We start from the raw sequence: 24,802 nt of genomic DNA on the forward strand, positions 1-24,802 counted from the left end.
TGATTGATTGATTTTATCGTGAATGTCCCGATATACAATACAGTTAAATACTTGTACTGAATAAACAGGGGAACATGTGATGCAAATGAGTCGGATTATTGTTAAACTAAAAAACCGATTGATTTAATGAAAACAAACTGTTTTATCTATTTTTTAAATAGTCGTAATATACATTTAACGAAATAAATTTACTCCCTTGGAGATTGTTAGCATGTTAGATACAAATACTTCTGCTCAATTAAAAACTTTGTTAGAGCGTCTCGAAAGCCCAATCGAAATCATTGCTTCTTTAAATGGCTCTGAGAAGTCAGATAAAATTAAAGAGTTGGTGACTGAAATTGCTGCGCTTTCAGATCAAGTGACAGCACGTTTTGATGGTCAAAATGGACGTAAGCCTAGCTTTGGTATTGCAAAAGTGGGTGAGCAGCCACGTGTATTCTTTGCCGGCTTGCCTATGGGGCATGAATTTACTTCACTGATCTTGGCTTTGTTGCAAGTTTCTGGCTATGCGCCCAAAGTTTCTGATGAAGTTCTGGCACAAGTCAAAGGCTTAAATCTGACTGCAGACTTTGATGTATTCGTCTCTTTAAGTTGTCACAACTGTCCAGATGTTGTTCAGGCATTGAACTTGATTGCCATTAACAACCCTGGTACGACCGCAACCATGATCGATGGGGCATTCTTCCAAGATGAAGTTGAAGAGCGCAAAATTTTAGCTGTACCGATGGTTTTCCAAAATGGTGAACATATTGGTCAAGGTCGTATGACTCTAGAAGAAATCATTGCCAAACTAGACAGTGGCGCTGCAGCCAAAGATGCTGAGAAACTCAATGCCAAAGATGCATTCGATGTATTGGTGATCGGTGGTGGACCTGCGGGTGCAACGTCTGCGGTATATGCTGCACGTAAAGGCATTCGTACTGGTATTGTGTCAGAACGCTTTGGCGGTCAGGTCATGGACACCATGGATATCGAGAACTTTATTTCAGTTCAGAAAACCCAAGGTCCTAAATTTGGTGCTGATATGGAAGCTCATGTACGTGAGTACGGCGTCGACATCATGAACTTGCAAAAAGTTAAAAACATTGTAGGTGCAGATCAAACAGTCAATGGCTTGGTCGAAGTTGAGTTGGAAAATGGTGCAAAACTTGAATCAAAAACAGTCATCTTATCAACAGGTGCGCGTTGGAGAGAAATGAATGTACCAGGCGAGAAAGAGTATAAAACACGTGGTGTTGCTTACTGCCCGCATTGTGATGGTCCATTGTTCAAAGGCAAAAAAGTTGCTGTAATCGGTGGTGGTAACTCAGGTGTGGAAGCCGCGATTGATCTTGCAGGTATTGTTGAGCATGTGACATTAATTGAGTTTGATACCAAACTTCGTGCTGACCAAGTACTTCAAGATAAGCTCAATAGCTTGCCAAATACTACAGTGATCATGAATGCACTTTCTACAGAGGTGATTGGTGATGGTTCGGTCGTGACAGGCTTGAAATATAAAGATCGTGCGACTGATGAGCTTCACATCATTGAGCTTGCTGGAATATTCGTACAGATTGGTTTATTGCCAAATACAGATTTCCTAAAAGAAACCGCTGTTGAACTTTCTAATCGAAATGAAATTGTAGTGAATGATCGCAATGAAACCAATGTGAAAGGTGTTTTTGCTGCAGGCGACTGTACAACAGTACCTTATAAACAAATTATCATCGCTGCGGGTGAGGGGGCAAAAGCGTCGTTATCTGCATTTGATTATATTATTCGTTCAGGTCAATAATGACTGAAGATTGTTGAGTGGCAAAACCAGACTGGTCCATTAAACGCTTTGATTTTGCAATTATTCAACTGATTGTTTTACCCTTGATAGGAATTGAGTTGCTAACAGCTCAATTCCTTTTTTTGTCATAGGTGTTGAATGACTTTATGGGGGTGTTTGTGTCTGTAGATTTCTAACCAGTGTTCGGGTTTTTTCTTCAGCGGCAAGTATGGAGTTTTCTAGCAAGCTGCCGCCAGTTTCCTGATGTTCAATGGCAATTTCATGAATTTTTCTGATGCCAATAAAATTAAATGCGGTTTTGATAGAGGGCTCCACATGGTTGGCAAAAGGTGCATCGGCTGAATCAAAGTCGTGTGAGCCTCGTGCAGAAAGAATAATCAGCGTTTTTTGATCATCTAACAAACCTGAGTATGGTTGTGTTTTGGTGGGATCAAAAGAATAGGTTTTATTTATGCGTACCAAGTGGTCAATATAGGCTTTTAGATGGGCAGGCGGTCCAAAGTTATACATGGGTACGCCCAGTACAATTACATCCGCCCATTGTATTTCTTCAATCAGTTCATCACTGAGTTTTAAGCGTTGTTGTGCTTTTTCTTCGGATTCTGCGTAGCCGAATTCTGAAATGACCCATTCTTCATCAATATAAGGTATGGGATTTTGTCCTAGATCACGATACTTAACCTCAATAGATGAATCATTTTCACGCCATTGTTGAATAAATAACGCTGTTAAACGTCGGCTTAAAGAACCATGTGGATGTGTTCCAGAAATACCACTTCTTAAACTGGTATCTATTTTCAGAATGTTTGCCATATTAATACGCTGTTGTTAATGTATTGAATATGATTTTTATTTAATTCGAAAAAAACGACAAACGATAAAAATACATGTTATAAATGAATTAAATTCATTTATATATGTGGTCTTATGGCTTTACATAATGCATTCGAACAATTATTGGCTTTTCAATATGTCGCAGAAGAACTGAGCTTTAAAAAAGCAGCGGATCAACTTTTTTTGACACCCACTGCCTTAAGCCATCGCATCAAAAAGTTAGAGCAACAATTAAATTTACAGCTTTTTGAACGACGCATAAGATCAATAACGCTGACCCCAGAAGGCGAGTTCTTGCTGAAACATGTGCGCACTGGTTTTGAACAGATTCAATCGGCTTTACATCAACTTGAACAACACAAACAACGGCTTTTTACGATTACAACGATCCCGTCTTTTGCAAGTGAGTGGATCATTCCGCATTTACCGGAATTACAAAACCGCTTTCCCAATATTATGTTTCGCGTACATGCGAGCTATGATTTGGTCAATATGAATTCCGGTCTCTACGATTTGGCGATTCGCTACGGTTCAGGAGGCTATCAGCATGTTACTACTGAACTACTGGCCACCGATGAATATGTTGCTGTCGGGCATCCATCGCTGAATATACAAGAAATGAATTGGAAGACTGTTCCATTGATTCACTTTACTTGGGGAGATGAATACTGCCCCAATTTGGTCAATTGGCAAAAATGGTTTGAAAAGCGTGGATTACAGATACATGCCGGACAGCCACAAGTTTTTTATACTCAGGAAAGTCATGCAATTCAGGCAGTATTGTCAGGGCAAGGTGTGGCATTATTAAGTCGTACAGCAATTGCAAATGACTTAAAACAGGGGCGTATGAAAATCGTTTCAGCATATAGTGAACCGGCTTGGAATTATTATCTATTGACTCCACCCGATGCTGATTCTGTTGTGAATGAAGTGAAAAATTGGTGCAAAGAAAAATTTTCTCAAAGTTTTGTTTAGGCTTGGAATTTTTTCATAAAAATTAAGGTATTCGTTGGTCCCTAAAAGTGAAATTAACCATTTAAATAAGAAAAAGCTAAAGTGTCCCCCAAACACACCTTAGCTTCTCCTTAATCTTATTGTTTTACCCTGTTAATGAGCTGCGCTGCCACTGCTCAATTCCATGTTGTTTATTGTTCTTGTTATTTGCTGACATATTAATAAAGCAATATACGTTCCAAGATCAGCATTTCTTGGAAAATATTTTTATCCAAAAAAACTTAGATAGTGAAAACGATTTAACAGTTGTGCCTTGCTTTCAATGTGCTCAGGATTTTGAACAATGCATTCAATAGGACAAACATCTACACAAGTTTGGCGATCATAAAATCCAACACATTCTGTACAACGTTCGCTATCGATTTCATAAATATCTTGACCTTCAAATATTGCCTGATTGGGGCATTCTGCAACACACATATCACAATTGATACACTTGTCAGTAATCATTAAAGCCATTTCAATATCCTATACTGCCTGGTAAGCCAATGATGACGCTGAAATATCAGCAGTTGAGTTAGGTAAGTTTCTAATTAATAAGGCATATTGCATATCAACATCCGCAGGAATAGGAATTTCGACAATATGCCCGGATCCTTTTGCATCCATAATAGGCTGTCTTTTTTTGTCCAATATCTGATGAAGCTTAAAGCTAATATTGCCCGATGTTGTCATCAGCTCCAGAGAATCCCCGACCACAAAACGATTTTTCACATCAATTTTGATGTAGTCATCATTTCTTTCCAGCACTTCGCCGACAAATTGTTGATGGTCAAAACGTGATGAGCCTGTTTCATAATTTTGATATTCAGCATGCACATGTCGACGTAAAAAACCTTCGGTATAACCACGATTAGCTAAACCTTCGAGTTGTTTCATCAAAGCCCAGTCAAATGGTTTACCCGATTGTGCATCATCAATCGCTTTACGATAGATTTGCGCTGTTCTTGCGCAATAGAAGTAAGATTTGGTGCGTCCTTCAATTTTCAAAGAATGAATGCCCATTTTGGTTAAGCGATCTACATGTTGTACTGCACGTAAGTCTTTAGAATTCATGAAGTAGGTGCCATGCTGATCTTCTTCGGCAGCAAACATGTCTTCTTCATGACGTTGTAATAAAACCGGCTCGCCAAATTGATGTTGTTGTATGGCGTGTTGCTCGTTGGCATCTTTATTGTTGCAACATGCTGATGCTGTCTCCAGTGACTGGACTGGAATGACATCCCCAGATGCATCTTCTGTTGCTTCGTGAATATTATATTCCCAGCGACATGCATTGGTGCAAGCGCCTTGATTTGCATCACGTTTATTCATATAGCCTGAAAGTAAGCAACGACCGGAATAAGCCATGCAAAGTGCACCATGTACGAAAACTTCAATTTCCATATCAGGTACATTCTGCTTAATTTCTTCAATTTCCTCGATTGATAACTCGCGTGACAAGATCACACGAGTCAGCCCCATGTTTTTCCAAAACTTCACAGTTGCCCAATTGACTGCATTTGCTTGTACAGACAGATGAATCGGCATATGTGGAAAGTGCTCTCGAATCATCATGATTAAGCCCGGATCGGACATGATGAGTGCGTCAGGTTGCATTTCAATGACAGGTGTCAGGTCACGAATGAAGTTTTTTAATTTAGCATTATGTGGCTGAATATTGACCACAACGTAAAATTTTTTTCCCAGCGCATGTGCTTCGGAAATTCCAACTTTTAAATTGGCATGATCAAATTCATTATTACGGACTCTCAGACTATAGCGAGGTTGACCTGCATATACTGCATCAGCACCATAGGCAAATGCATAACGCATGTTTTTCAGTGAACCTGCTGGAGAGAGAAGTTCTGTAATGTGAGAGATGCGCATAAAAATCTAAAGGCATACTAAAAATATGGTTTTATTGTAAGGGTTTAAAAATAAGATTCAACCTAGTAAAACACTCAGGATTATTAGGTTGATTTTTAATTAAAAAACAATTTATTCAATAACTTATGTTTAATTTCTTGTTTATTTTATGCAAGTCTAAAAAATTATTTCATTCTTTTTAATGCTTGATTGATAATAATTTCACCATCTTCTTTAGAAAATGGATGTAATTGAGGGGCGGATAATATATCCAAAACCATTTCAGAAGGGCGGCATAAACGGACACCTAACTCCGTGACGACAAATGGACGATTAATCAAGATGGGATGCTGCAGCATGAGTTCAATGAGCTGATGTTCGTTGTATTGCTGTTTTTCTAGATTTAAAGCCATGTAGACTTCTACGTTTTTACGTAGCACATCTTGGACGGATAAACCCGATTGTTGAATCAGTTGAATCAACTGTAGTTTGCTTGGCGGATTATTCAAATACTCAATGATTTCAGGTTCTATTCCTGCATTGCGAATCAATGCAAGCGTGTTGCGTGAGGTTCCACAGTTAGGGTTGTGGTAAATTTTAATTTGGGATGACATGGATTTTACGATTTTGTGACAACAGGATGGTCTTGTATTTATATATGGATATGCGTATATTCGCAATAGCAAATATGAATAATGAGTAAATTGAGCAATTGTCATGGATCAAACAGATTTCTTTAAATGCTTATCTGACCCGACACGTCTAGACATTTTAAAAATGCTGGTGGCAAAAGACAGTGTCTGTGTATGTGAAATCACGGAAATTTTAAACTTAGGTCAACCGAAGATCTCAAGGCATTTGGCTTTGTTGAGAAATCTATCCATTGTCTTGGATGAACGAAAAGGACAATGGGTGTATTACCGATTGAATCCTGAACTTCCAGAGTGGGCGAGCAAAATATTAAATATTATTGCCCTGGAAAATCACAACCCGATAAAAAAGCCTTCAGCTCTGATCAATATCAATCATTGCTGTGAGTAAATCATGATGCATTTCCCTCGGCAGACTTCTGGATTGTCTTTTTTAGATCGCTATCTGACTGTATGGATTTTTATGGCTATGGCATTAGGAATTGCTGTCAGCATATTTTTCCCGCGGATATCGACAAATTTAAATGATTTAAGTTTGGATTCAGTCAATATACCCATTGCGATTGGTCTTATTTTGATGATGTACCCGCCTCTTGCCAAAGTGAACTATAAAACTCTGCCACAGGTATTTAATGACAGGCGAACACTGGTTTTATCCTTATTGCAAAACTGGTTGATTGCGCCTTGTTTAATGTTTGTCTTAGCCATTATTTTTTTACATCAGTATCCTGAATATATGACTGGGTTGATTCTAATTGGACTGGCGCGCTGTATCGCAATGGTATTGGTATGGAATAACTTGGCAGGTGGTGATAATCAATACGTTGCAGCTTTGGTTGCTTTCAACAGCATTTTTCAGATTCTCTTTTTTAGTAGTTATGCTTGGTTATTTCTTGATGTATTACCTCCATATTTTGGTGTAGAAGGTAAAGTCATTGATGTGGGGTTCTGGACGATTACACATGCTGTTTTGGTCTATTTGGGAATTCCATTTCTTTTGGGCTTTTTCACTCGTTCGATATTGGTCAAAATGAAAGGATTGGTTTGGTATGAAAATATTTTTATTCCTGCACTCAGCCCGATCAGTTTACTGGCATTGCTGTTTACCATTGTAGCAATGTTTAGTTTAAAAGGCGCTGAGGTCATCAGTCTTCCTTTAGATGTATTGCGAATTGCAATTCCATTGATTCTTTATTTTGTACTGATGTTTTTTCTAAGCTTTTTCATGAGTAAATGGATGGGGAATAATTATGCAAAAACAACAGCAATTTCATTTACAGCCGCAGGCAACAATTTTGAATTAGCACTTGCTGTCGCGGTAGCTGCGTTTGGATTGGCATCGCCTGTTGCCTTCGCAACGATCATTGGTCCCTTGGTCGAAGTTCCAGTACTCATCTTATTGGTCGGGCTATCATTAAAATTAAATAGAATCGTATTTCAATAAAGGGGGCTCAGCAATCATAGAAATAAATCGATTATTCGGAGGCTTCCAGCTTTTTGACGATTTGGCAGTGATCAATGGTGGTATTCGATGAGCAGGATTGACGTAAGTATTGCAATTGAGCTTTAAAATTTTGTAATTCATGAATACGAGCTTCGACATGTTGAATATGTTCTTCAATCAATCGATCGATCACTTTACAATCCTGTTCAGGATGCTGAATCTGTTCTAGAAGTTGGGTAATTTCATGTAAGGTCATATCCAAAGAACGACAGCGCTTGATAAATACCAGTCTTTTTAAGCAATCTTCATCATAATATTTATAGTTGTTTTCTGCGCGATAGCAGGACTGGATTAGCTGCTTTTTTTCGTAAAAACGTACGGTATCAGTCGAAAGCTGGGTTTTTTTGGCAAGATCACTGATTAAATATTGCTGCATGATGATTCCTCAATTTTGCTTGACTTAGGACTTACTCCATAGTTTTAAATAGCAGTATAACTTAATTTGATTATTGTCTATAACGCTTCCAATTGCATTAAAAAGGTCATGCGGTTGCTTGAACAAAGACGGATCAACGACTGATATTTCATTAAGGAGATGTGTCATGGCGTGTACATGCAGTCATGAACCTGCACCACAAAAAAACAACAGCAAGTTTAGAACGGCATTGTGGATTGCTTTATTTATCAATCTTGCGATGTTTTTTGTTGAGTTACTTGGTGGTGCTTATGCACATTCTTCAGCACTCTGGGCTGATTCACTCGATTTCTTTGGTGATGCTGTCAATTATGCTGTTTCCTTGGCAGTTTTAGGAGCAAGTTTGTACTGGCGCGCAACGGTTGCATTGTTTAAAGGTGCGGTCATGGCAATTTTTGGACTTGTGGTGATTGCTAAAACTGTTTATGCATATATGCAGGGAATTCCACCCGAAGCCATTACAATGGGAGCTATTGGCATACTTGCACTTATTGCCAATGTGATTTCAGCAGTCATACTTTATGCATTCAGAGAGGGTGATTCGAATATGCGGTCTGTTTGGTTGTGTAGTCGAAATGATGCAATCGGCAATATCGCGGTAATTTTTGCTGCAATCGGTGTGTTTGGTACGGGAAGCATGTTTCCAGATTTGATTGTCGCAGTGATTATGGCAACTTTAGGGTTAACGGGGGGATATCAGGTGATTAAAAAAGCAAGTCAAGAACGCAAACAAAGTCCTTCCACACAACAAGCTTTAGAGTCGCGTTAAATTGAAAAGCAGGCAGGAAAGTATAAAAACATCGGTTTGAATATGGCCGGAAAGGCAATCCTGAATGAGAAACTTGGATCAAACAGACGATGTGTATGATTCAGGTTTCAATTTAGGGGAGTACTTTATGTGAACATCGAAAGAGAAATGCTCAGCAGAAACCGGCAACCGATACTTTTTTAGTAAAGCCTGATATTGTTTTAGAGGGTATTTCAAGGGAGATAACCTGATTACTTGTGTATCGCTGGCTTTGATTACACCATGCCGCAAAATCTGAGCGTGATGTCAGGTAAATTTGCCTGATGAAAAAGCAAAAAATTAAATGGTTGCAGTACAAACTTTCATTTTGCTCCAGAAATTATTCCATAAAACCAAATATTCTGACTGAATTTGCAGTAGATGTTGTTGATTCTCCAGGGAATAGCATTGTGCAAGCAGTGTCCAAATATCATCTTGATGATTGTCATCATTGGCAAGTGTTGAAGCATCCTGATCAGCTAGACCATGACATGCATAGTAGCCCTCAATATAGATGCTGTTGTAAATCGCCATATTGTTGCGCAATGCTTCACTAAATTTGATCACCTGCAGTTCTGTACATGCCAAAATCAGTAAAAGCTCAGCATAAGAATCCATATTTTTTTGTATATACTCTGTCAGTGCATATGCCTCGATTTGAGTTTCACTCTGATCCAGAGGGTCTAGACCTAACTGTTGCATTAATTTCAAGAAATACACCAGATGGGATTTGGCAGCTGAACTTTGTTCAAGTTGATGGGTATTGAAACCTAACTCATCAATTAAATTGAGCGACAGCAAGTAACGTGCATAAATTTTTGATGCAATTCTATTTTCTTCAAGGATATTTGAATTTTGTTCCAGCTTGTGCGCTTGGTAGATGACCATGCTCAAGGCATCGGTAAAATTTTTAACGATAGCAGTAAAATAATTGATATGGATAAACTTTAATTGATCCAGACTAAATTGGCATTGGTGAAGTTGGTCGAGTATCGGATGTTTAAATAGAGAATGGTGTTGTGTCAGTTGCTTGAGATGATTGACAGCTTGCGTATTTTGTTGCCATATTTCGGGTTTTAAGGAATTTTGGATGAACTGCAGCAACTCAAGACGAGTATGTTCTGATTGCGTAAAAGAGAATGTGTTCATATGCTGCATTAAAATTTTAATTTTACCGTTTTTATCATAGTCAAAAATAAATTAATTTGCTAGTATTTAATCAAGTTTAATATTTTATATTTCATGCACTTGCATTTGCTCTTACATCGTTTTTTTTCAATAATTCTATGTTGTTGTGAATTTAAGATATAATTCTAGGCGTATCGTGAAGTAATGCGTATTTATGTGCTGTTTTTTCAAGCTAATGCCTTAATTTTAATCTTAAATTTTTATACGTCAGGTAAAAATAAATGTCAAAAAAAGAGGACATCATTAATACAGCGCTGAATCTCTTTAATTCTTATAGTTATAATTCTATCGGTATAGACCGGATTATTAGCGAGTCTGGCGTTGCAAAAATGACTTTTTATAAGTATTTTCCATCTAAAGCTAAATTGATTGAAGAGTGTTTGGTGACGAGAAATCACAATTTGCAGCATTCATTGGATGCTGCAATAGCCAAGTGTGATCCCGATGATTATTTATCACACATCAAAGCAATTTTCGTTTGGTATAACGCTTGGTTCCATACGGAAGATTTTAATGGCTGTATGTTCCAAAAAGCGGTTGAAGAAATTTCAAAAATATACCCATCATCACTTCAGCCTGCTATTGATTACAAGGAATGGTTAAAAGGGCATCTCAGCCATGCTTTACGACAGTTAGGAGTTCAACAGGCTGTGCAAATGGCAGGCTTTTTGTCGAGTATCCTTGATGGAATGACGATTCAAGCTCAGATTGATCCAAAGCAAGTGTGTTTAGACGATTACTGGAAAAGAGTAGAAACCTTGATCCAAATGGAACTGCCAGTCGCTTCTTGATATTGAATATTCACATGACAATTTATGTTGAATTGAAGCATATGCTAGTTTTAAGCTGATGCTTCACTGTATAATTTTAAAATAAAAAAGCGCGATAACTTTATGCTATCGCGCTTTGCTGATAAGTTTCTTATGTACTTAACGCTTATTGCAATCACAATCAACGTTAAGATGATGAGATGCTTAAGCGTCTTCTTATATTTATTTCTTTTACCCTCTGAATGCACATGTCATTCGGTTTTATTTCAGCTAAATAGACAGACTTGTCTGTTTGAATGAATTATAAAGAATCTGTTGTTTTTTACAACAGCTTCTTTGTGAATTTGTTTAATCTTTTACCAATTGGCTAAGGTTTGAAGAAAATATATCCAATTTTAAACGGATTTTGTGTTTAATTGATTATTGTTGCAGATTTATTTATGGTCTTAATCCATATTTAAACAAATATTTATCTTTAACGGATAAAAAACGATTTAAGTTTTAAAAGTAAACGGTCCAAAGTGCTGTAATCAATTGTTGCAAATAAATTGAATCAAACTTATCAATAAAATGCAGCGTTTAACTGTTGTTGACCTGTCGGGTTCATCATCCAATCTGGATGGTTAACTCTATAAATACAGTCCATCTCTTTGCCGACTATTTGATTTTTATGTTTGGCTCAATATTTACATGCAGAAGTTTTTGAACTTTCGCCTGTTTAGTCAACTGATATAAATTTTCAATCATTTGTTCAATTTTGGATTGGTTTTGAATAAAGGTATTCTCCTTGATATATTGTTTGAGATGATCCAAGGTGTTTTTTCCATATTCGAGCAATTGTATTTGTTGGTGAATCAAAGCTTGTTTTTCATCAATGAGTTGGTTGGAAAGTATATTGCAGCTTTCAGATACTGGCTGTTGACTTAACTCAAGGATATGTTTGATTTCTATTAAGCTAAAACCAATGCTTTTTAGCGCAATAATATATTTGATCTGCTGTTCATGATGCTCTTGGTAGTTTCTATAACCATTTTTCAATCGATCTGGGACAAGTATTTTTAATTCTTCATAGAAGCGTAGTGTATCCGGAGATACGCCATGCTTTTTTGAAAATTGACTAATATTCATTTTATTTTTTCTCATCAATAGTATCTAAACATGGATTTGAATCTAAGTTATATGTTTCAACATATGTTTTAAATGATACGTTCATTTTTCTGAAATTGAGTAATGTTGGTTGAATGATCGCTCGATTTAAAAATGGAATAAGTAGCCCTTTGAAATCTTCAGCTTGAATAAGTTCAGTTGTATTCTCATCCAATGACTGAAAAATGAATTGATGACGACCATTAAACAATCCATTGACATACAATTTTCCTTCCCATTCAAGACGATAATTTTCTAAGCTGAGCACAACGGGTTGCATTTGAATTTTTACTTTTCCATTCTCATCGTATAAATCAATTTTGATCTGTTGCCCAACTTGTGTTGGAAATTTTTCTATATCAAATAAAGTATTCCATTGTGAATAAGCATCGACACATTTGAATTGTGCCCATACCTGTTCAATGGGCTTATTGATGAAGATCCTGCTTTCTATACGAACATGTCTGGTGGGCATGATGGAAGTCGTGATGAATAGTGCCAATAAAATAAAAATTATGCCTAATAGCATGTAGCCTTTGTTATATAGAATCTGCATAAAACAACCTCTTTGTTGATTGAGTTAAATTTGATTCTAAGATTGGAGTTAACTCGAAGCTCAAGTGTTAAATGAATTTATTTGATCCAGTCACTATTTGAAAAAATATATTAAATAGGGGAGTCTGGATTGCCATGTGCAAAGTTCAATTTTTGGTGGGATTCTTATAGAATTTTGCCAGCCATAAAACACTAAATTTTCATTGAGAACGAAAATTTAGTGTTTTATCAGACCTATCACTTACAAAAACAGGATCAATGTCATTGTTTATAATGATATTCAATCAAAAATTTTATGAATGGCTTGGAAGGGTAAAGTTACGACATCAAAAGCAACCGCAAATGGGAAAAGCACCAGTTTATCTGCAGTCTTCGCCCCTGCTTTTGAGTAATCTGTCACCTGTTGTGTGGTGTAGATACTGACTTGATAGGGTTTGCTTAATGCTTTTAGTGATGCAATGTTTGACGCAGGTGGATAAATACGGCCTGACAATGCGATATTAAAACAGAAACGTTGCGCTTTTAGTCGTTGGTCACTGGAGGTTGTACATTCTTCAGCCCCATTTTCAATAAAAAACTCACGGTCCTGTTTGGTCACATCTTCAGAAAGTTTGATGTAACGCAACGGAAGCGTTCCTGAAAACTCACCATCATTCTTTGCTGAATAAAATGTCAGTTCTTTATCAATTTGGATCAGTTTGGGGTCAAGTCCCGTAATGACTTTGGCAAATCGTGTCCCACCCTGGGTTAATACATAATTATTTTTTTGCCCAGCAATGACGATGCTGTCAGCAGGTAGATCTGCAAGACCTGAAGCGGGTTTACCAAAGGCAACCACATTATCTGAAGTTAAAACCTGTTTGACAGCACGTGTACGAACACCATTATCTTTATTTAAAAGGGTTGAGGTTGCACAACCAGTCATTAAACATGCTGAAAATAGGCAAATTGACAATGTAAACTTATTCTTGAATTTATTCATACTTTACTCTTTCCAATTAATACTTCTGTTTATAGCATTTAAGAAAATGAGTGTTAAGATTTTAAGCTACCAAAAAATAAGCTAAAAAATATTTTTTGAATGATTTTAGTATATTTGAGGCAAAGAGATTGGCAAAAAGTATCTTGATATTGGATGACTTGAAATAATTTCAGATGATTTTTGCATAATTGTACGATTTATTATTCTTTCTTTAGAATAATCGAATAAATCAGATAATTTTGATTGTATTTTTAGTCCAAGATTCTTAGAATTGCCTGCTTGTTTGCGTGATCATTGGAACTGAACTTTGAGTAATTTTCTAACCGAACACCTGATACATCGTGATGATGATTTTATGGTGATTCATAAGCCAGCAGGCATACTCACTGTTCCTGGGAAAACAGCAGATTTACAAGATTGTGTCATCAATAGACTATTAAAAATCGAAGCGAAGACTTTACTCATTCACCGTTTAGATCGAGATACTTCCGGTATTCTGGTTTTTGGGTTAAGTAAATGGGGACAGAAAACCATTTCACGGCAGTTTCAAGAGCGCCAGACCGCTAAGATTTATCAAGCTGTTGTTGCTGGAACCCTGAAAGGTGAGGGTACAGTTGATGTACCTGTGGTATATGATCTGGAACATCCGCCGTTACATATTGTAGATCCGGGACATAACAAGCCAGCTTTGACACACTGGAAAGCAATCGAACATTTTTATATTCAAGAACAGGCTGTAACCCGTGTTGAATTGACACCGATTACAGGACGGTCACATCAGTTACGTGTACATATGCAATATTTAGGTCATCCCATTATTGGTGATACTTTATATGCAACTGTAGCACAGCAGCAGCTTATGCCTAGACTATGTCTACATGCACAACAACTCAGTTTTCATCATCCTAAAACAGAGGAGCTTGTACAATTTGATTGTCCAGTTCCGTTTTAGTCAAAATTTTTAAGTTGAAATTAAGTCGCTCAAAATTTAATGAGCTTTATGTCAAAAAGTATTGCGTAATGGGTATAAACTTTGTTCAAATATTCTCCTGATTTGAGCAACCATGTTTCAGCCCTAACATGAGATAAAGGTGGAAAAATTGCAACAATTTGCTATAGGTCAACGTTGGTTATCGGACACAGAAACTGAGTTAGGTTTGGGTGTTTTGATTGATGTCGATGAACGTTCAATCAGTATTCTTTTCCCGAAAAGTGACGAAACTCGTGTCTATGCACGTAATAATGCACCTCTATCTCGTATTGTTTTCAATGTCAATGATGAAGTTCAGGATCAAGAGGGGATCAAATGGATTGTCGAATCCTTTGATGACCGCAATGGTGTGATCCGTTATAACGTTATTCGTACCCTCGACAATGGTGAACAAGAGAAAAAGGCATTGAATGAAACGCGCATTGGTGCGCAAATTCAGCTTTCAAAGCCTTTAGAACGTTTACTGGCAAGCCAGATTGATTATAAGGAATGGTATGACTTGCGTATTGAGGCAATGCAGATGCAAGCCAATATGCAAACCTCACCTCTACGTGGCTTGGTTGGCGCACGGGTGGGATTGATTCCACACCAGCTTTACATCGCGCATGAAGTTGGTAAACGTTTTGCACCACGAGTGTTACTGGCTGATGAAGTGGGTCTGGGGAAAACCATTGAAGCAGGTTTGATCATCCACCAGCAGCTTAAAACGGGTCGTTCTGAACGTATTTTGATTCTGGTACCTGATTCACTGCAATATCAGTGGATGATTGAAATGCGTCGCCGTTTCAATTTAAATTTCTCATTGTTTGATTTGACCCGCACAGCTTCGATCAAAGAACACGATCCAGAGCTGAATCCATTCCTGACCGAACAATGTATTATTGCCTCTGTGGATTTGATGATTGATCATGATGACTTGCGTGAACAGGCAATTGAAGCTGGGTTTGATTTGCTTGTTGTCGATGAAGCACATCATTTGATGTGGAGCGAAGAAGAGGGCGGCAACGATCGTTACGATCTGGTTGAAGAACTTGCTGAAAAAACAGAAGGTGTACTGCTTCTGACTGCAACACCTGAGCAGTTGGGTGTAGAAAGCCATTTTGCGCGTTTACGCTTACTCGATCCACAACGTTTCAGTTCACTTGATCGCTTTTTGGATGAAGAAGAACAATATCATCATACTGCAAAAATCGCTGAAGTATTGATGTCGGATTTACCACTTGAAGCGGAACATTTGGCAGCAGTTGAAAAACTGTTGGGTCATCCAATTGAAGATCAACCAGAACACCGTTTCCGTGCGATTCATGAGCTTTTAGATCGTCATGGTACAGGTCGTATCCTGTTCCGTAATACACGAGAAGCGATTCAAGGTTTCCCTGGGCGTGATTGCCAGCCTGCAGCTTTACCTGCTCCAGAAAACTGGTCTAAAGATGGTAAATTACGTGAGCAAATGTGGCCGGAAGAAGGGCAGCTTGATGGCGCTTGGATGGAAACAGATCCACGTGTGACATGGCTAATGGAACGTTTGCGTTCTGATTTAAAACATAAAAAAGTTTTGTTGATCGCACGTAGTGGTCCAGTTGTTGAGGCGCTTGAAAATGCTTTACGTATACATGCCGGTATTCGTACGGCAATGTTCCATGAAGGCATGAGCTTATTGGAACGTGACCAAGCCGCGGCTTACTTTGCTGAGGACTCTTATGGTGCACAGATTTTACTCTGTTCTGAGATTGGTTCAGAAGGACGTAACTTCCAGTTTGCTTCTGATTTGGTACTTTTCGACCTACCTGCAAATCCTGATGTGTTAGAGCAACGTATCGGTCGTTTGGATCGTATTGGTCAAGAAAACCGTATTCAGATTCATGTACCTTATCTTGTCGGCACGGCGCAAGAGCGTATGTTCCGTTGGTATAATGAAGCACTAAATATTTTCAGTAATATTTCACCTACGGCGCAAACACTGCAAGAAAACTTTATTGTCGATTTAAAAGCGTGTTTACTGGCAGATAAAGGGCAGGTTTTTGAAGACTTGCTTGAAGCGGTCAATGTGCAGCGTCAGGCGCTTGAAGCAGAATTACAGGATGGCCGTGACCGTCTGTTAGAGTACAATTCATGTCGTCCGATCGTGGCGCAGGAAATTGTCACTGCTCTAGAAGATTATGATGACAATACTTTATTGCCGATGTTCATGAAACGTTTTATGGCATCCACCAATATTGATTTTGATGAGCAAAGTAACGGTACAGTGATCATTAAGCCTACAGACCAAATGCAAGTGCAAGGTTTGGAGATTGATGAAGAGGGTATGACTGCAACTTTCTATCGTGATCAGGCACAGATTCGTGAAGACGCACAATATTTAACACTTGAGCATCCTTTTACAGAAAGTGTGATGGAAATCATACGAACTCAATCTTTTGGGAGTACCAATGTCGCGATTCTTAAAACCAATGCGCTCAAACAAGGTACGATTTTGTTGGAAGTTTGGTTTAAGGTGGATGTGATTGCTCCAAAAGCGTTAAATCTTCCATCAAGTTTACCAACGCAGTTGATTCGTGTTCTATTGACTGAAACCGGTCAGGATATTACTGCCAAACTTGATCCAGAAATTATTAAGCCGTATTTGCATCACCTGGATAGTAACAGTTGCCGTCAAGTGGTCAAAGCGCGTCGTGAAGTGATCGAAGCGCGTTATGCTCAAGCACTTGATATTGCAAAAGGTGCATTACCGCAACTCAAAGAACAGGCGAAAGAAATCTATGGCAGCAAATGGCAATATGAAATTGACCGTTTGAGCTATCTAAAACAATTTAATCCAAGTATCCGTGCAGATGAAATTCAACGTTTACAGAAATTCCAGCAAGAAGGCTTGGGCTTACTGGATGGTTTATCAGTGACACCAGAGGCGATTCAAGTATTGGTTGTGGTTAAACCTTAATTCAATTTCTGATTGTTTTTAAAAAAAGCTCCTTCGGGGGCTTTTTTGAATCGTAATTAAGATTTGAATGCGTTCATAATGAGGGATACGGTGATTGTAGAATCTCATATCTGGTATAGCACGGTAGACATTTATTTTTGAATGATCTGTACGCCTTTGAAGCAAAGACAATGGATCGTGCGAAATGAATTTCTATATACATTTCGACTAATTTTATGCTATTAAAATAAAGTGCTTTCCGTTTCAAGGATTGAATATGGATTGAATTTTGTTTGTCATTGTTATTTTTCATCCAATATTTTTACACATATTCATTGATTGGATTTATAGCTGAAAGCCTCTACCAGAGATAAAAATTTACAATAAATGGAAGAAATGATATGGAAAACAAGGATTTTTTTGAGTTTCATGACACTCATGTGCATTATTTACTTCATTGGGAAAAACATCTGCCTCAAAAACAGGCATTCGTTCAACCTCTTTCCGATGGGGAGGTGGTGTCTTATACATGGTCTGAAGTCGCATCACAGGTTCGACGAATGGCTGCCTACTTGCAATCCTTAGGGCTACCTCAACAAAGTGCGATTGCAATTTATGGAAAGAATAGTGCAAATTGGATCATGGCAGATTTAGCGATTTGGATGGCTGGCTATGTTTCTGTCCCCCTTTATCCAACATTGAATGCTGACGGCGCGACCTATGTACTCAACCATAGCGAAGCAAAATTGCTGTTTATCGGGAAGCTTGATGGCAAAGCAGACAGTTGGAATGAAGTCAAACATATCATTCCAAAAGATTTACCCTGTATTACTTTAAATTTATCTCCAGAATATGATACAGCGCCTACATGGAATGAGATTGTTCAGATGGTTGAACCGCTGCAAGATCCGGCTTTACCAGATAAAAATACATTGGCAACCATCGTTTATACTTCGGGAAGTACAGGTGCGCCCAAGGGAGTCATGCAAAGCTTTGGTACAATTTTGGCAGGTGCACGTGAACTTAAAACGATCTATCAGGTTGATGAAAATGACCGGGTATTGTCTTATTTACCGCTAGCACATGTGGCGGAACGTATTTTTATAGAAACCTCGCTGATGGTGTGTGGATTCACTGTTTATTTTGCAAATTCGCTAGAAACGTTTATAGAAGATTTAAATCGTGCTAAACCGACTTTATTCTTTTCAGTTCCTCGACTTTGGACAAAATTTTATTTAGGAATTAATGAAAAAATTCCTCCACATATACAAAAAGTTTTGTTCAAAATTCCGATTTTAGGCAATTTACTCAAAAAGAAACTATTGACTAAATTGGGATTAAATCACGTGCGCTATGCTTTTACGGCTGCAGCACCTCTACCGATTGATATCTTACTGTGGTACAGGAACTTGGGCTTGGAACTGCTTGAAGTATATGGAATGACTGAAAACTGTGGTTATTCGCATGTCACGCGAGTAGGACAGTTTGCTGCGGGTTATGTTGGGCATGTGCAGCCAAAAGTAGAATGTAAAATTGATGAAAATGGCGAAATTTTAGTCAAAAGCCCTGGAACCATGCTGGGGTATTATAAAAATCCAGAAAAGACAGCAGAAGATATGACAGTAGATGGTTTTTTACGGACTGGTGATTTGGGTGAAATTGATCAACAAGGGCGTTTAAAAATTACAGGGCGTATTAAGGATATTTTTAAAACGTCTAAAGGGAAATACGTGATGCCGGTTCCAACTGAACAGAAACTGGGGAACAATGCCTTAATCGAATCTGTATGCGTGGGTGGCTCGAGTCAACCACAACCAGTTGCTTTTATCATGTTGGCAGAGGATATACGGCTCCATTTGAAGCAAAATGAGCAAAAAAATGATGTTGAAAACACGCTAAAAACGTTAAGAGCGACCATCAACGAAGGGCTTGAACCACATGAAAAGCTGAGTTTTTTTGTGATTGTCAAGGAACCCTGGACAATGGAAAATGATTTACTGACACCGACAATGAAGATTAAACGCAATAAGATCGAAAGCCGTTATGCCCCATTTCTGGACAGTTGGGCGCAAAAAAAGCAAGAAATCGTGTGGGAATAATTGCTTGAAAATTACATAGTGAAGCCTGTAAAAAAGACGCTTTAAAGCGTCTTCTTTACAGGCTGGGTTTGGTTTTTCTATACAGCCTGTTTAAATCATTTCAGCTTGTTTAAGTTCAAGTTTGAGATAAGCATAGAAAACTGGAGCAATAATTAAGCCTGCAAGTCCGAAAAGAGATTCAAAAACCAGCATCGCCAATAGGACTTCCCACGATGCTGCGTGGATTTTGGTTCCTATAATTTTTGCATTGATAAAGTATTCAAGTTTATGAATAAAGATCAAATAGAGCAGTGCAATACCTGCTGTGGATACTGAAATCGTCAAGCCTGCAATCACAATGATCGTGTTGGAGAGTAAATTCCCAACTATCGGAATGAGTCCAAAAATAAATGTCAGAATGACTAAAGTATTGGCAAAAGGCAGTTGTACACCAAAAGCAGGGAGCAGTAGGTGGGAGAACAGCAAAAATAAGAACGTATTAATCAATGAGATTTTAAACTGAGCAAAAACCACATTCTTAAAGGAGCTGGAAAGATTCTCAATCCGAGTAATCATGGCACGTTTAAATGCAGGTTGATCTGGTTGCGGGTGTAAGCGATTTAATGACACTAATATCCCTACAATCATCCCGATCAACATGGTGGCTAAGTTGTGTAAAAAACCAGTTCCGGTATTTTTTAACGTTGATAAATTATCTTTGATCAAATCAAAGGTTTGATCTTTTACTTCAGTTAAAGAATAAGGAATAAAACTTGGGAAATATTGGGCAACTTCAAGTTGAAGTTTTTGCAGTGTTTGATCTACTTGATCGCTAATGGCATGAATTCCAGCGCCCTGTAAATCATGTTGTACAAAACTGATGAGCCCCGTAATACTGAGTACGATTAGAGAAATAATAATGATCGCAAGTACAATACTTATGGTCAGTCGTGCTCTTTGACCATCAATATATTTTTCAGTAACAGTGCCTAGACTGTTAATGATTTCAAAAACAACAAATCCTGCAAAAAAAGATGCGAGTAAATGTAGTGGAATGAGTAAAGACAAAAAGATCAGCATCAGCAAATAACTTGCAATAATGCTTTGACGATCATTTAACATTTTCATGTGAATTCGACTCAATTATACAATTGATGTATGGGTCATAAAAACCGCAACTAAATTTAAACCGCTCTAGCCTTGGACGACAATAACTATTTTTATATATGAATCTTAATTCTATGTGAAATATTTTGCATCAATATTCAAGGAAATATATTTTTCATTCATCTTTAAGTGCTTAAAGTTATTCAAGCATATGGATTCAAATGGCTTGAGGTTGGGTTGGGAATTCTAGATGCAAATCAAATTCGGATTGAGATTGAAATTTTACTGGGGAGTAAAATTGATTACATCTTTCATGTCATATAAACCAGGCGCTTGCGTAACGCTCCAGATTGCTGCACGGACAGCACCGGTAGCAAAATTCATGCGATTGGTTGCAATATGCTTGATTTCAACTTGCTCACCATGACCAAAAAAAATTGTGCTGTGTTCACCCACAATGTCTCCACCGCGAATTGACTGTAATCCGATACGTTGAGGATCTGGTTCTGTTTGATTGCCCAATCGCTGATAAACAGCTAAATCGGAGAGTGATTTCTGTCTTACTTCGGCAATTGCATCAGCGTACATTAGTGCTGTCCCTGAGGGGGCATCTATTTTATGGTGGTGGTGGGCTTCAATAATCTCAGCTTCGAAATCATGTTTAAGTAATTGTGCTGCAACCCGCACTAAATCAACTGATAAATTGACACCTATGGAATAATTACCAGAATGCACAATAGTGATTGTTTGTGCTGCCACCCTAATACGTTGGGTCAATGACTCGGATAGACCTGTAATACCAATAATGAGCGGTTTTTTTCCTTGTTGACAGATGTCAAGATGGCGAGATAGAGCTTCCGCAGTGGTGAAATCAATGACCACATCGCAATTCTGAATGACTTCTGATAAATCTTCAGAAATGATTAGATCTAAGCAGCCTTGATTCAGATATGTTCCAAGTTCCTGACCAATGCATGGAGTTCCAGATCTGCCTGTTGCAACAGTAATGTTTAGTCCTGCCTGAATAGAGGCGTGTACAAGCATTTGTCCCATTCTGCCTGTCACCCCGAGTATGCCTACTCGAATATTCTGTTGATTTTTGCTGATCATTGGATGCTTATGGTTGGATGAGGTCATTTCAGTGACAGGATTATTTTATTTGTGCTTCATCGAGATGACGAGAGCCTTCAAGTAACATCCGAATCATAATCATGGTTTGCTCTGCAACTTCTTTACGCTCTGCGGCAGGCAAATCAATCACGTTTGCTCCCATATTAAAAACCAGCTGTGTAATGGCTTTGGCGACTAGATCCGGGTGGGTTAGTTTACTGTGATTAATTCGCTCGATTCGAATTAAATCATCTTGTAATTCTTGCTGAAAGTAATTCAACTGTTTTTCAACAGCCAGTTTATACTGTTTTGATCCCGTATAACCTTCACGCAGCAATAAGCTTAAATTACCTTCATCTGCATCTAATTGTTCAATAAAAACTTCAACAGAACTACGAATAATACTGCTTTGTCTGACCGCTTTAATACGTGCTTCATGCAAAATTTGACGCAATACCACACCTGAGCGATCGATCAATTCAATTGCCAATTCATCAATATCTTTGAAGTGTCGATAAAAGCTATTTGGTGCAATACCCGCTTCACGGGCAACTTCTCTTAAGCTCAGTGAAGAAATACTTTTTTGTGGGCCAATTAAATTTAATGCCGCTTGGAATAATTCTTCTTTGGTAATGGTTGCTTTGCGTCCAACGGTACGTACAGAAACTTTTTCAAGCTCATGGATTTGATCTTGAACAGAAGAGGCATTCTGAGGCAGTGCTGACGTTGGATTCATAAACTATCAAATCATTAAAATATTTTTTCATTATAGCTGTTGCTATTACATAAGTGAAATGTCCAGATACAATACGGTTATATATACAAATATATATACAAATATATATACATGTGTATAATAATTAAAAATCACTCAGATGGTGAGCTCAACATGCACGCTATTGAAAAGCAAAAATCTCCTGTAACGTCTATATTTGATATGGTATTGGGGAATGATACTGCCAACTTTTGGCTACAAAAAATTAATCCCTTGTGGTCTGTTCAACAGGCATTAGGGAAAATTGTTGAAAAGAAACAATCAGCTGCAGATACTGTAAGTCTTAAAATTAAAACGAATCGTCACTTTAAAATGGGGCAGGCAGGGCAACATCATCCAGTCGTGGTTGAAGTCAATGGTCGACGTTATGAGCGTACTTATAGTCTGACACAGCTGGATAAACAACATATCCTGCTTACTGTGAAAAAAGTTGAAAAAGGAATGGTAAGTCAATGGCTGACTGATCATATTCAAATCGGTGATGTTATTGAATTCGGTCAGCCTTACGGTGATATGTTGCTTCCAGAAACGGATGAACCACTGATTTTATTGGCAGCGGGCAGTGGCATTACCCCCATGTACAGTTTGGTTCAGGCTTTGTTGAACAGTCATCAACTTAATCCGCAGCCAGTACAGTTATTATACTGGGTAAAAAAACAAGCCGATGTCGCGTTTAAAAAACAGTTCGAACAATGGTCTCAACAGTTTCCGCAATTCAAATTCGAGGTGTTTTATACGCAGGAAACACCGGCAGATGAACGTTTGAATGCAGAATATCTTCATTTGATTAAAAACTTAGAACACAGCACAGTGTATGCCTGTGGACCATCAGGTTTTGTCGCAACAGCAGAACAGTTGTTTAAAACTGCCCAACAACTTAAAAGTGAAGCATTCAGTTTGAGTCCTGTGAAATCAGATGATACAGGTTTTGTAAATGTCACTTTAACCAAATCCAATAAAGTCATCGCCATCCCCAAAGGTCAAGCTATTTTAGTGGGTCTAGAACAGCAAAATCTCAAACCAGAACATGGCTGTCGAATGGGGATCTGCAACAAATGTGCATGCAATAAAGTACAGGGTGCGACACAGAATTTGGTGAATGGTCAAGAGAATGCAGAGCCAAATAATTTACTGAGAATCTGTGTAAATACAGCTCAGACAGATTTAGTAATTGATATTTAAGCGAGTTTTACCATGAATATGCCAGTTAAAATTCAATATTTTAAAAATACCAAAAATCGTGAGCTGAGTCAGACTGAGTTGGATGCACTTGCGCGAGAGTTGGATGCAATTAAACAAGAAGTCCTGGATGATATTGGCGAGCAAGATGCCAAATACATCAAAAAGGTGTATGCCGCCATTCGTTACAGCAGTATTTTAGGACGTGCTTGTTTATTTGCTGGCTGGTTCCCGCCTGCGTGGTTATTGGGTACAGGTTTACTCAGTTTTGCAAAGATTATGGAAAATATGGAACTGGGACATAACGTCATGCATGGGCAATATGACTGGATGAATGATCCACGTTTTAAAGGGACTACCTACGAGTGGGATATTGTGGGGACTTCTGACAATTGGCGTCAAACACATAATTATAAACATCATACCTACACCAATATTAAAGGTATGGATGATGATATTGGTTATGGTTTGTTGCGCTTATTTCCGGAGCAACGCTGGAAACCGGGTTTTCTGTTCCAACCTTTATATGCCGTTCCGTTCTGTTTATTGTTTCAATGGGGCGTAGCGATTCAAAATCTTGAAATCGGCAGATTGATCTACAAGCGCAAAACTTGGGCGCAGTTTAAAGAAGAATGGAAACCGACACAGAAAAAAATTGGTAAACAGTTCTTTAAAGACTACTTGTTCTTTCCATTGATTGCAGGACCAGCTGCTTTACCTGTTTTTGCAGGTAACTTCGTGGCGAATGGTATCCGTAATATTTGGACATTTAGCATTATTTTCTGTGGTCACTTTACCAAAGACGTTGAGGTCTTTCCTAAGACTGTGTTACAGGATGAAAGCCGTGGTCACTGGTATATGCGCCAAATTCGTGGTTCTTCAAATCTCACCGGATCTGAAGCATTTCATATTTTAACGGGTCATTTGAGCCATCAAATTGAGCATCATTTATTTCCCGAAATACCTGCACGACGTTATCGTAAAATGGCACCTAAAGTCGAAGCTGTATGTAAGAAATATGGTCTGAACTACAACAATGCAAGTCTGTTTAAACAGTATGGTCAGGTACTTGGACGTATTGTGAAATATGCTTTCCCATTTAAAAAGTAATGAATGTTTTAATGCTAAAGCCACTTCAGCGTGGCTTTTTTATTGCTCTCCATGGTTTTTTTTGA

The 24,802-nt window shown here is 38.2% G+C and carries 23 protein-coding genes; 11 read left to right on the forward strand and 12 right to left on the reverse strand.

From position 1 onward, the window contains the following. The first annotated feature begins 211 nt into the window (after positions 1–211). A complete protein-coding gene (ahpF, locus tag IMO47_RS08075) occupies positions 212–1,777 on the forward strand; it encodes an alkyl hydroperoxide reductase subunit F (RefSeq protein WP_196074780.1) in 1,566 nt (521 codons plus the stop codon). 144 nt (positions 1,778–1,921) lie between these two features. Here ahpF and IMO47_RS08080 read toward each other — a convergent pair whose 3' ends face one another. Further along, entirely contained in the window at positions 1,922–2,590 is a 669-nt protein-coding gene (locus IMO47_RS08080; protein WP_196074779.1) for an NAD(P)H-dependent oxidoreductase, read from the reverse strand. 114 nt (positions 2,591–2,704) lie between these two features. Between IMO47_RS08080 and IMO47_RS08085 the strand changes: the two genes are divergently transcribed. Next, on the forward strand, positions 2,705–3,586 hold the full coding sequence (locus IMO47_RS08085) for a LysR substrate-binding domain-containing protein (RefSeq protein ID WP_196074778.1): 882 nt from the start codon (positions 2,705–2,707) through the stop codon (positions 3,584–3,586). 246 nt (positions 3,587–3,832) lie between these two features. On the opposite strand, the gene IMO47_RS08090 is transcribed toward IMO47_RS08085, so the two are convergent. From IMO47_RS08090 to arsC, 3 genes are all read right to left on the reverse strand, one after another. Further along, positions 3,833–4,084 carry a YfhL family 4Fe-4S dicluster ferredoxin gene (locus tag IMO47_RS08090; RefSeq protein ID WP_196074777.1) on the reverse strand — a complete coding sequence of 84 codons (252 nt, stop codon included), beginning with the start codon at positions 4,082–4,084 and terminating at the stop codon, positions 3,833–3,835. Between the two features lie 9 nt (positions 4,085–4,093). Then, positions 4,094–5,494, reverse strand: coding sequence for a tRNA 5-hydroxyuridine modification protein YegQ (yegQ, locus tag IMO47_RS08095; protein ID WP_196074776.1), 1,401 nt, complete (start codon positions 5,492–5,494; stop codon positions 4,094–4,096). 164 nt (positions 5,495–5,658) lie between these two features. After that, the gene (gene arsC, locus IMO47_RS08100) at positions 5,659–6,087 is read right to left on the reverse strand and encodes an arsenate reductase (glutaredoxin) (RefSeq protein WP_196075210.1); all 429 of its coding nucleotides are present in this window, start codon (positions 6,085–6,087) and stop codon (positions 5,659–5,661) included. Positions 6,088–6,190: 103 nt separating this feature from the next. Between arsC and IMO47_RS08105 the strand changes: the two genes are divergently transcribed. Continuing rightward, positions 6,191–6,514, forward strand: coding sequence for a metalloregulator ArsR/SmtB family transcription factor (locus IMO47_RS08105; RefSeq protein WP_196075209.1), 324 nt, complete (start codon positions 6,191–6,193; stop codon positions 6,512–6,514). Positions 6,515–6,520: 6 nt separating this feature from the next. Then, positions 6,521–7,567 carry an ACR3 family arsenite efflux transporter gene (gene arsB, locus IMO47_RS08110; RefSeq protein ID WP_196075212.1) on the forward strand — a complete coding sequence of 349 codons (1,047 nt, stop codon included), beginning with the start codon at positions 6,521–6,523 and terminating at the stop codon, positions 7,565–7,567. Between the two features lie 31 nt (positions 7,568–7,598). Here arsB and IMO47_RS08115 read toward each other — a convergent pair whose 3' ends face one another. After that, positions 7,599–8,003 carry a Cd(II)/Pb(II)-responsive transcriptional regulator gene (locus IMO47_RS08115; RefSeq protein WP_196075208.1) on the reverse strand — a complete coding sequence of 135 codons (405 nt, stop codon included), beginning with the start codon at positions 8,001–8,003 and terminating at the stop codon, positions 7,599–7,601. A 166-nt stretch (positions 8,004–8,169) separates the two neighbouring features. Between IMO47_RS08115 and IMO47_RS08120 the strand changes: the two genes are divergently transcribed. Then, entirely contained in the window at positions 8,170–8,811 is a 642-nt protein-coding gene (locus IMO47_RS08120) for a cation transporter (protein WP_196075207.1), read from the forward strand. Positions 8,812–9,129: 318 nt separating this feature from the next. Here IMO47_RS08120 and IMO47_RS08125 read toward each other — a convergent pair whose 3' ends face one another. Then, a complete protein-coding gene (locus IMO47_RS08125) occupies positions 9,130–9,978 on the reverse strand; it encodes a hypothetical protein (protein ID WP_196075206.1) in 849 nt (282 codons plus the stop codon). Between the two features lie 260 nt (positions 9,979–10,238). Between IMO47_RS08125 and IMO47_RS08130 the strand changes: the two genes are divergently transcribed. Further along, positions 10,239–10,808: a TetR/AcrR family transcriptional regulator gene (locus IMO47_RS08130; protein WP_196075205.1), complete on the forward strand. Its 570-nt coding sequence runs from the start codon at positions 10,239–10,241 to the stop codon at positions 10,806–10,808. A gap of 636 nt (positions 10,809–11,444) precedes the next feature. Here the strand turns inward: IMO47_RS08130 and IMO47_RS08135 are convergent. The 3 genes from IMO47_RS08135 to IMO47_RS08145 form a co-directional block, all read right to left on the reverse strand. Beyond that, positions 11,445–11,915: a MerR family transcriptional regulator gene (locus IMO47_RS08135; protein WP_196075204.1), complete on the reverse strand. Its 471-nt coding sequence runs from the start codon at positions 11,913–11,915 to the stop codon at positions 11,445–11,447. A 1-nt stretch (position 11,916) separates the two neighbouring features. Then, on the reverse strand, positions 11,917–12,489 hold the full coding sequence (locus tag IMO47_RS08140) for an SRPBCC domain-containing protein (RefSeq protein ID WP_196075203.1): 573 nt from the start codon (positions 12,487–12,489) through the stop codon (positions 11,917–11,919). A 279-nt stretch (positions 12,490–12,768) separates the two neighbouring features. Then, the gene (locus tag IMO47_RS08145; protein ID WP_196075202.1) at positions 12,769–13,470 is read right to left on the reverse strand and encodes a hypothetical protein; all 702 of its coding nucleotides are present in this window, start codon (positions 13,468–13,470) and stop codon (positions 12,769–12,771) included. 307 nt (positions 13,471–13,777) lie between these two features. Here IMO47_RS08145 and IMO47_RS08150 point away from each other — a divergent pair, with 307 nt between their 5' ends. The 3 genes from IMO47_RS08150 (at position 13,778) to IMO47_RS08160 (ending at position 19,477) form a co-directional block, all read left to right on the forward strand. After that, the gene (locus IMO47_RS08150; protein WP_196075201.1) at positions 13,778–14,422 is read left to right on the forward strand and encodes an RluA family pseudouridine synthase; all 645 of its coding nucleotides are present in this window, start codon (positions 13,778–13,780) and stop codon (positions 14,420–14,422) included. Positions 14,423–14,561: 139 nt separating this feature from the next. After that, positions 14,562–17,399 (forward strand): RNA polymerase-associated protein RapA, encoded by a 2,838-nt coding sequence (gene rapA / locus IMO47_RS08155; protein WP_196075200.1) that lies wholly within the window; start codon positions 14,562–14,564, stop codon positions 17,397–17,399. A gap of 380 nt (positions 17,400–17,779) precedes the next feature. Continuing rightward, positions 17,780–19,477: an AMP-binding protein gene (locus IMO47_RS08160; protein WP_196075199.1), complete on the forward strand. Its 1,698-nt coding sequence runs from the start codon at positions 17,780–17,782 to the stop codon at positions 19,475–19,477. A gap of 90 nt (positions 19,478–19,567) precedes the next feature. Here IMO47_RS08160 and IMO47_RS08165 read toward each other — a convergent pair whose 3' ends face one another. The 3 genes from IMO47_RS08165 to fabR form a co-directional block, all read right to left on the reverse strand. Then, positions 19,568–20,584 (reverse strand): AI-2E family transporter, encoded by a 1,017-nt coding sequence (locus tag IMO47_RS08165; RefSeq protein ID WP_196075198.1) that lies wholly within the window; start codon positions 20,582–20,584, stop codon positions 19,568–19,570. Between the two features lie 261 nt (positions 20,585–20,845). Next, a complete protein-coding gene (dapB, locus tag IMO47_RS08170; RefSeq protein WP_227552188.1) occupies positions 20,846–21,673 on the reverse strand; it encodes a 4-hydroxy-tetrahydrodipicolinate reductase in 828 nt (275 codons plus the stop codon). Positions 21,674–21,713: 40 nt separating this feature from the next. Continuing rightward, complete coding sequence (gene fabR, locus IMO47_RS08175) at positions 21,714–22,409, reverse strand: HTH-type transcriptional repressor FabR (RefSeq protein WP_196075197.1); 696 nt, start codon at positions 22,407–22,409, stop codon at positions 21,714–21,716. Positions 22,410–22,562: 153 nt separating this feature from the next. Between fabR and IMO47_RS08180 the strand changes: the two genes are divergently transcribed. After that, on the forward strand, positions 22,563–23,630 hold the full coding sequence (locus tag IMO47_RS08180; protein ID WP_196075472.1) for a ferredoxin reductase: 1,068 nt from the start codon (positions 22,563–22,565) through the stop codon (positions 23,628–23,630). Between the two features lie 12 nt (positions 23,631–23,642). Beyond that, a complete protein-coding gene (locus IMO47_RS08185; protein WP_196075471.1) occupies positions 23,643–24,737 on the forward strand; it encodes an acyl-CoA desaturase in 1,095 nt (364 codons plus the stop codon). The last annotated feature ends 65 nt before the right edge of the window (positions 24,738–24,802 follow it).

The sequence above is a fragment of the Acinetobacter sp. Res13-Abat-PEC15-P4-01 genome (genome assembly GCF_015676285.1).
Taxonomy (GTDB): domain Bacteria; phylum Pseudomonadota; class Gammaproteobacteria; order Pseudomonadales; family Moraxellaceae; genus Acinetobacter; species Acinetobacter nematophilus.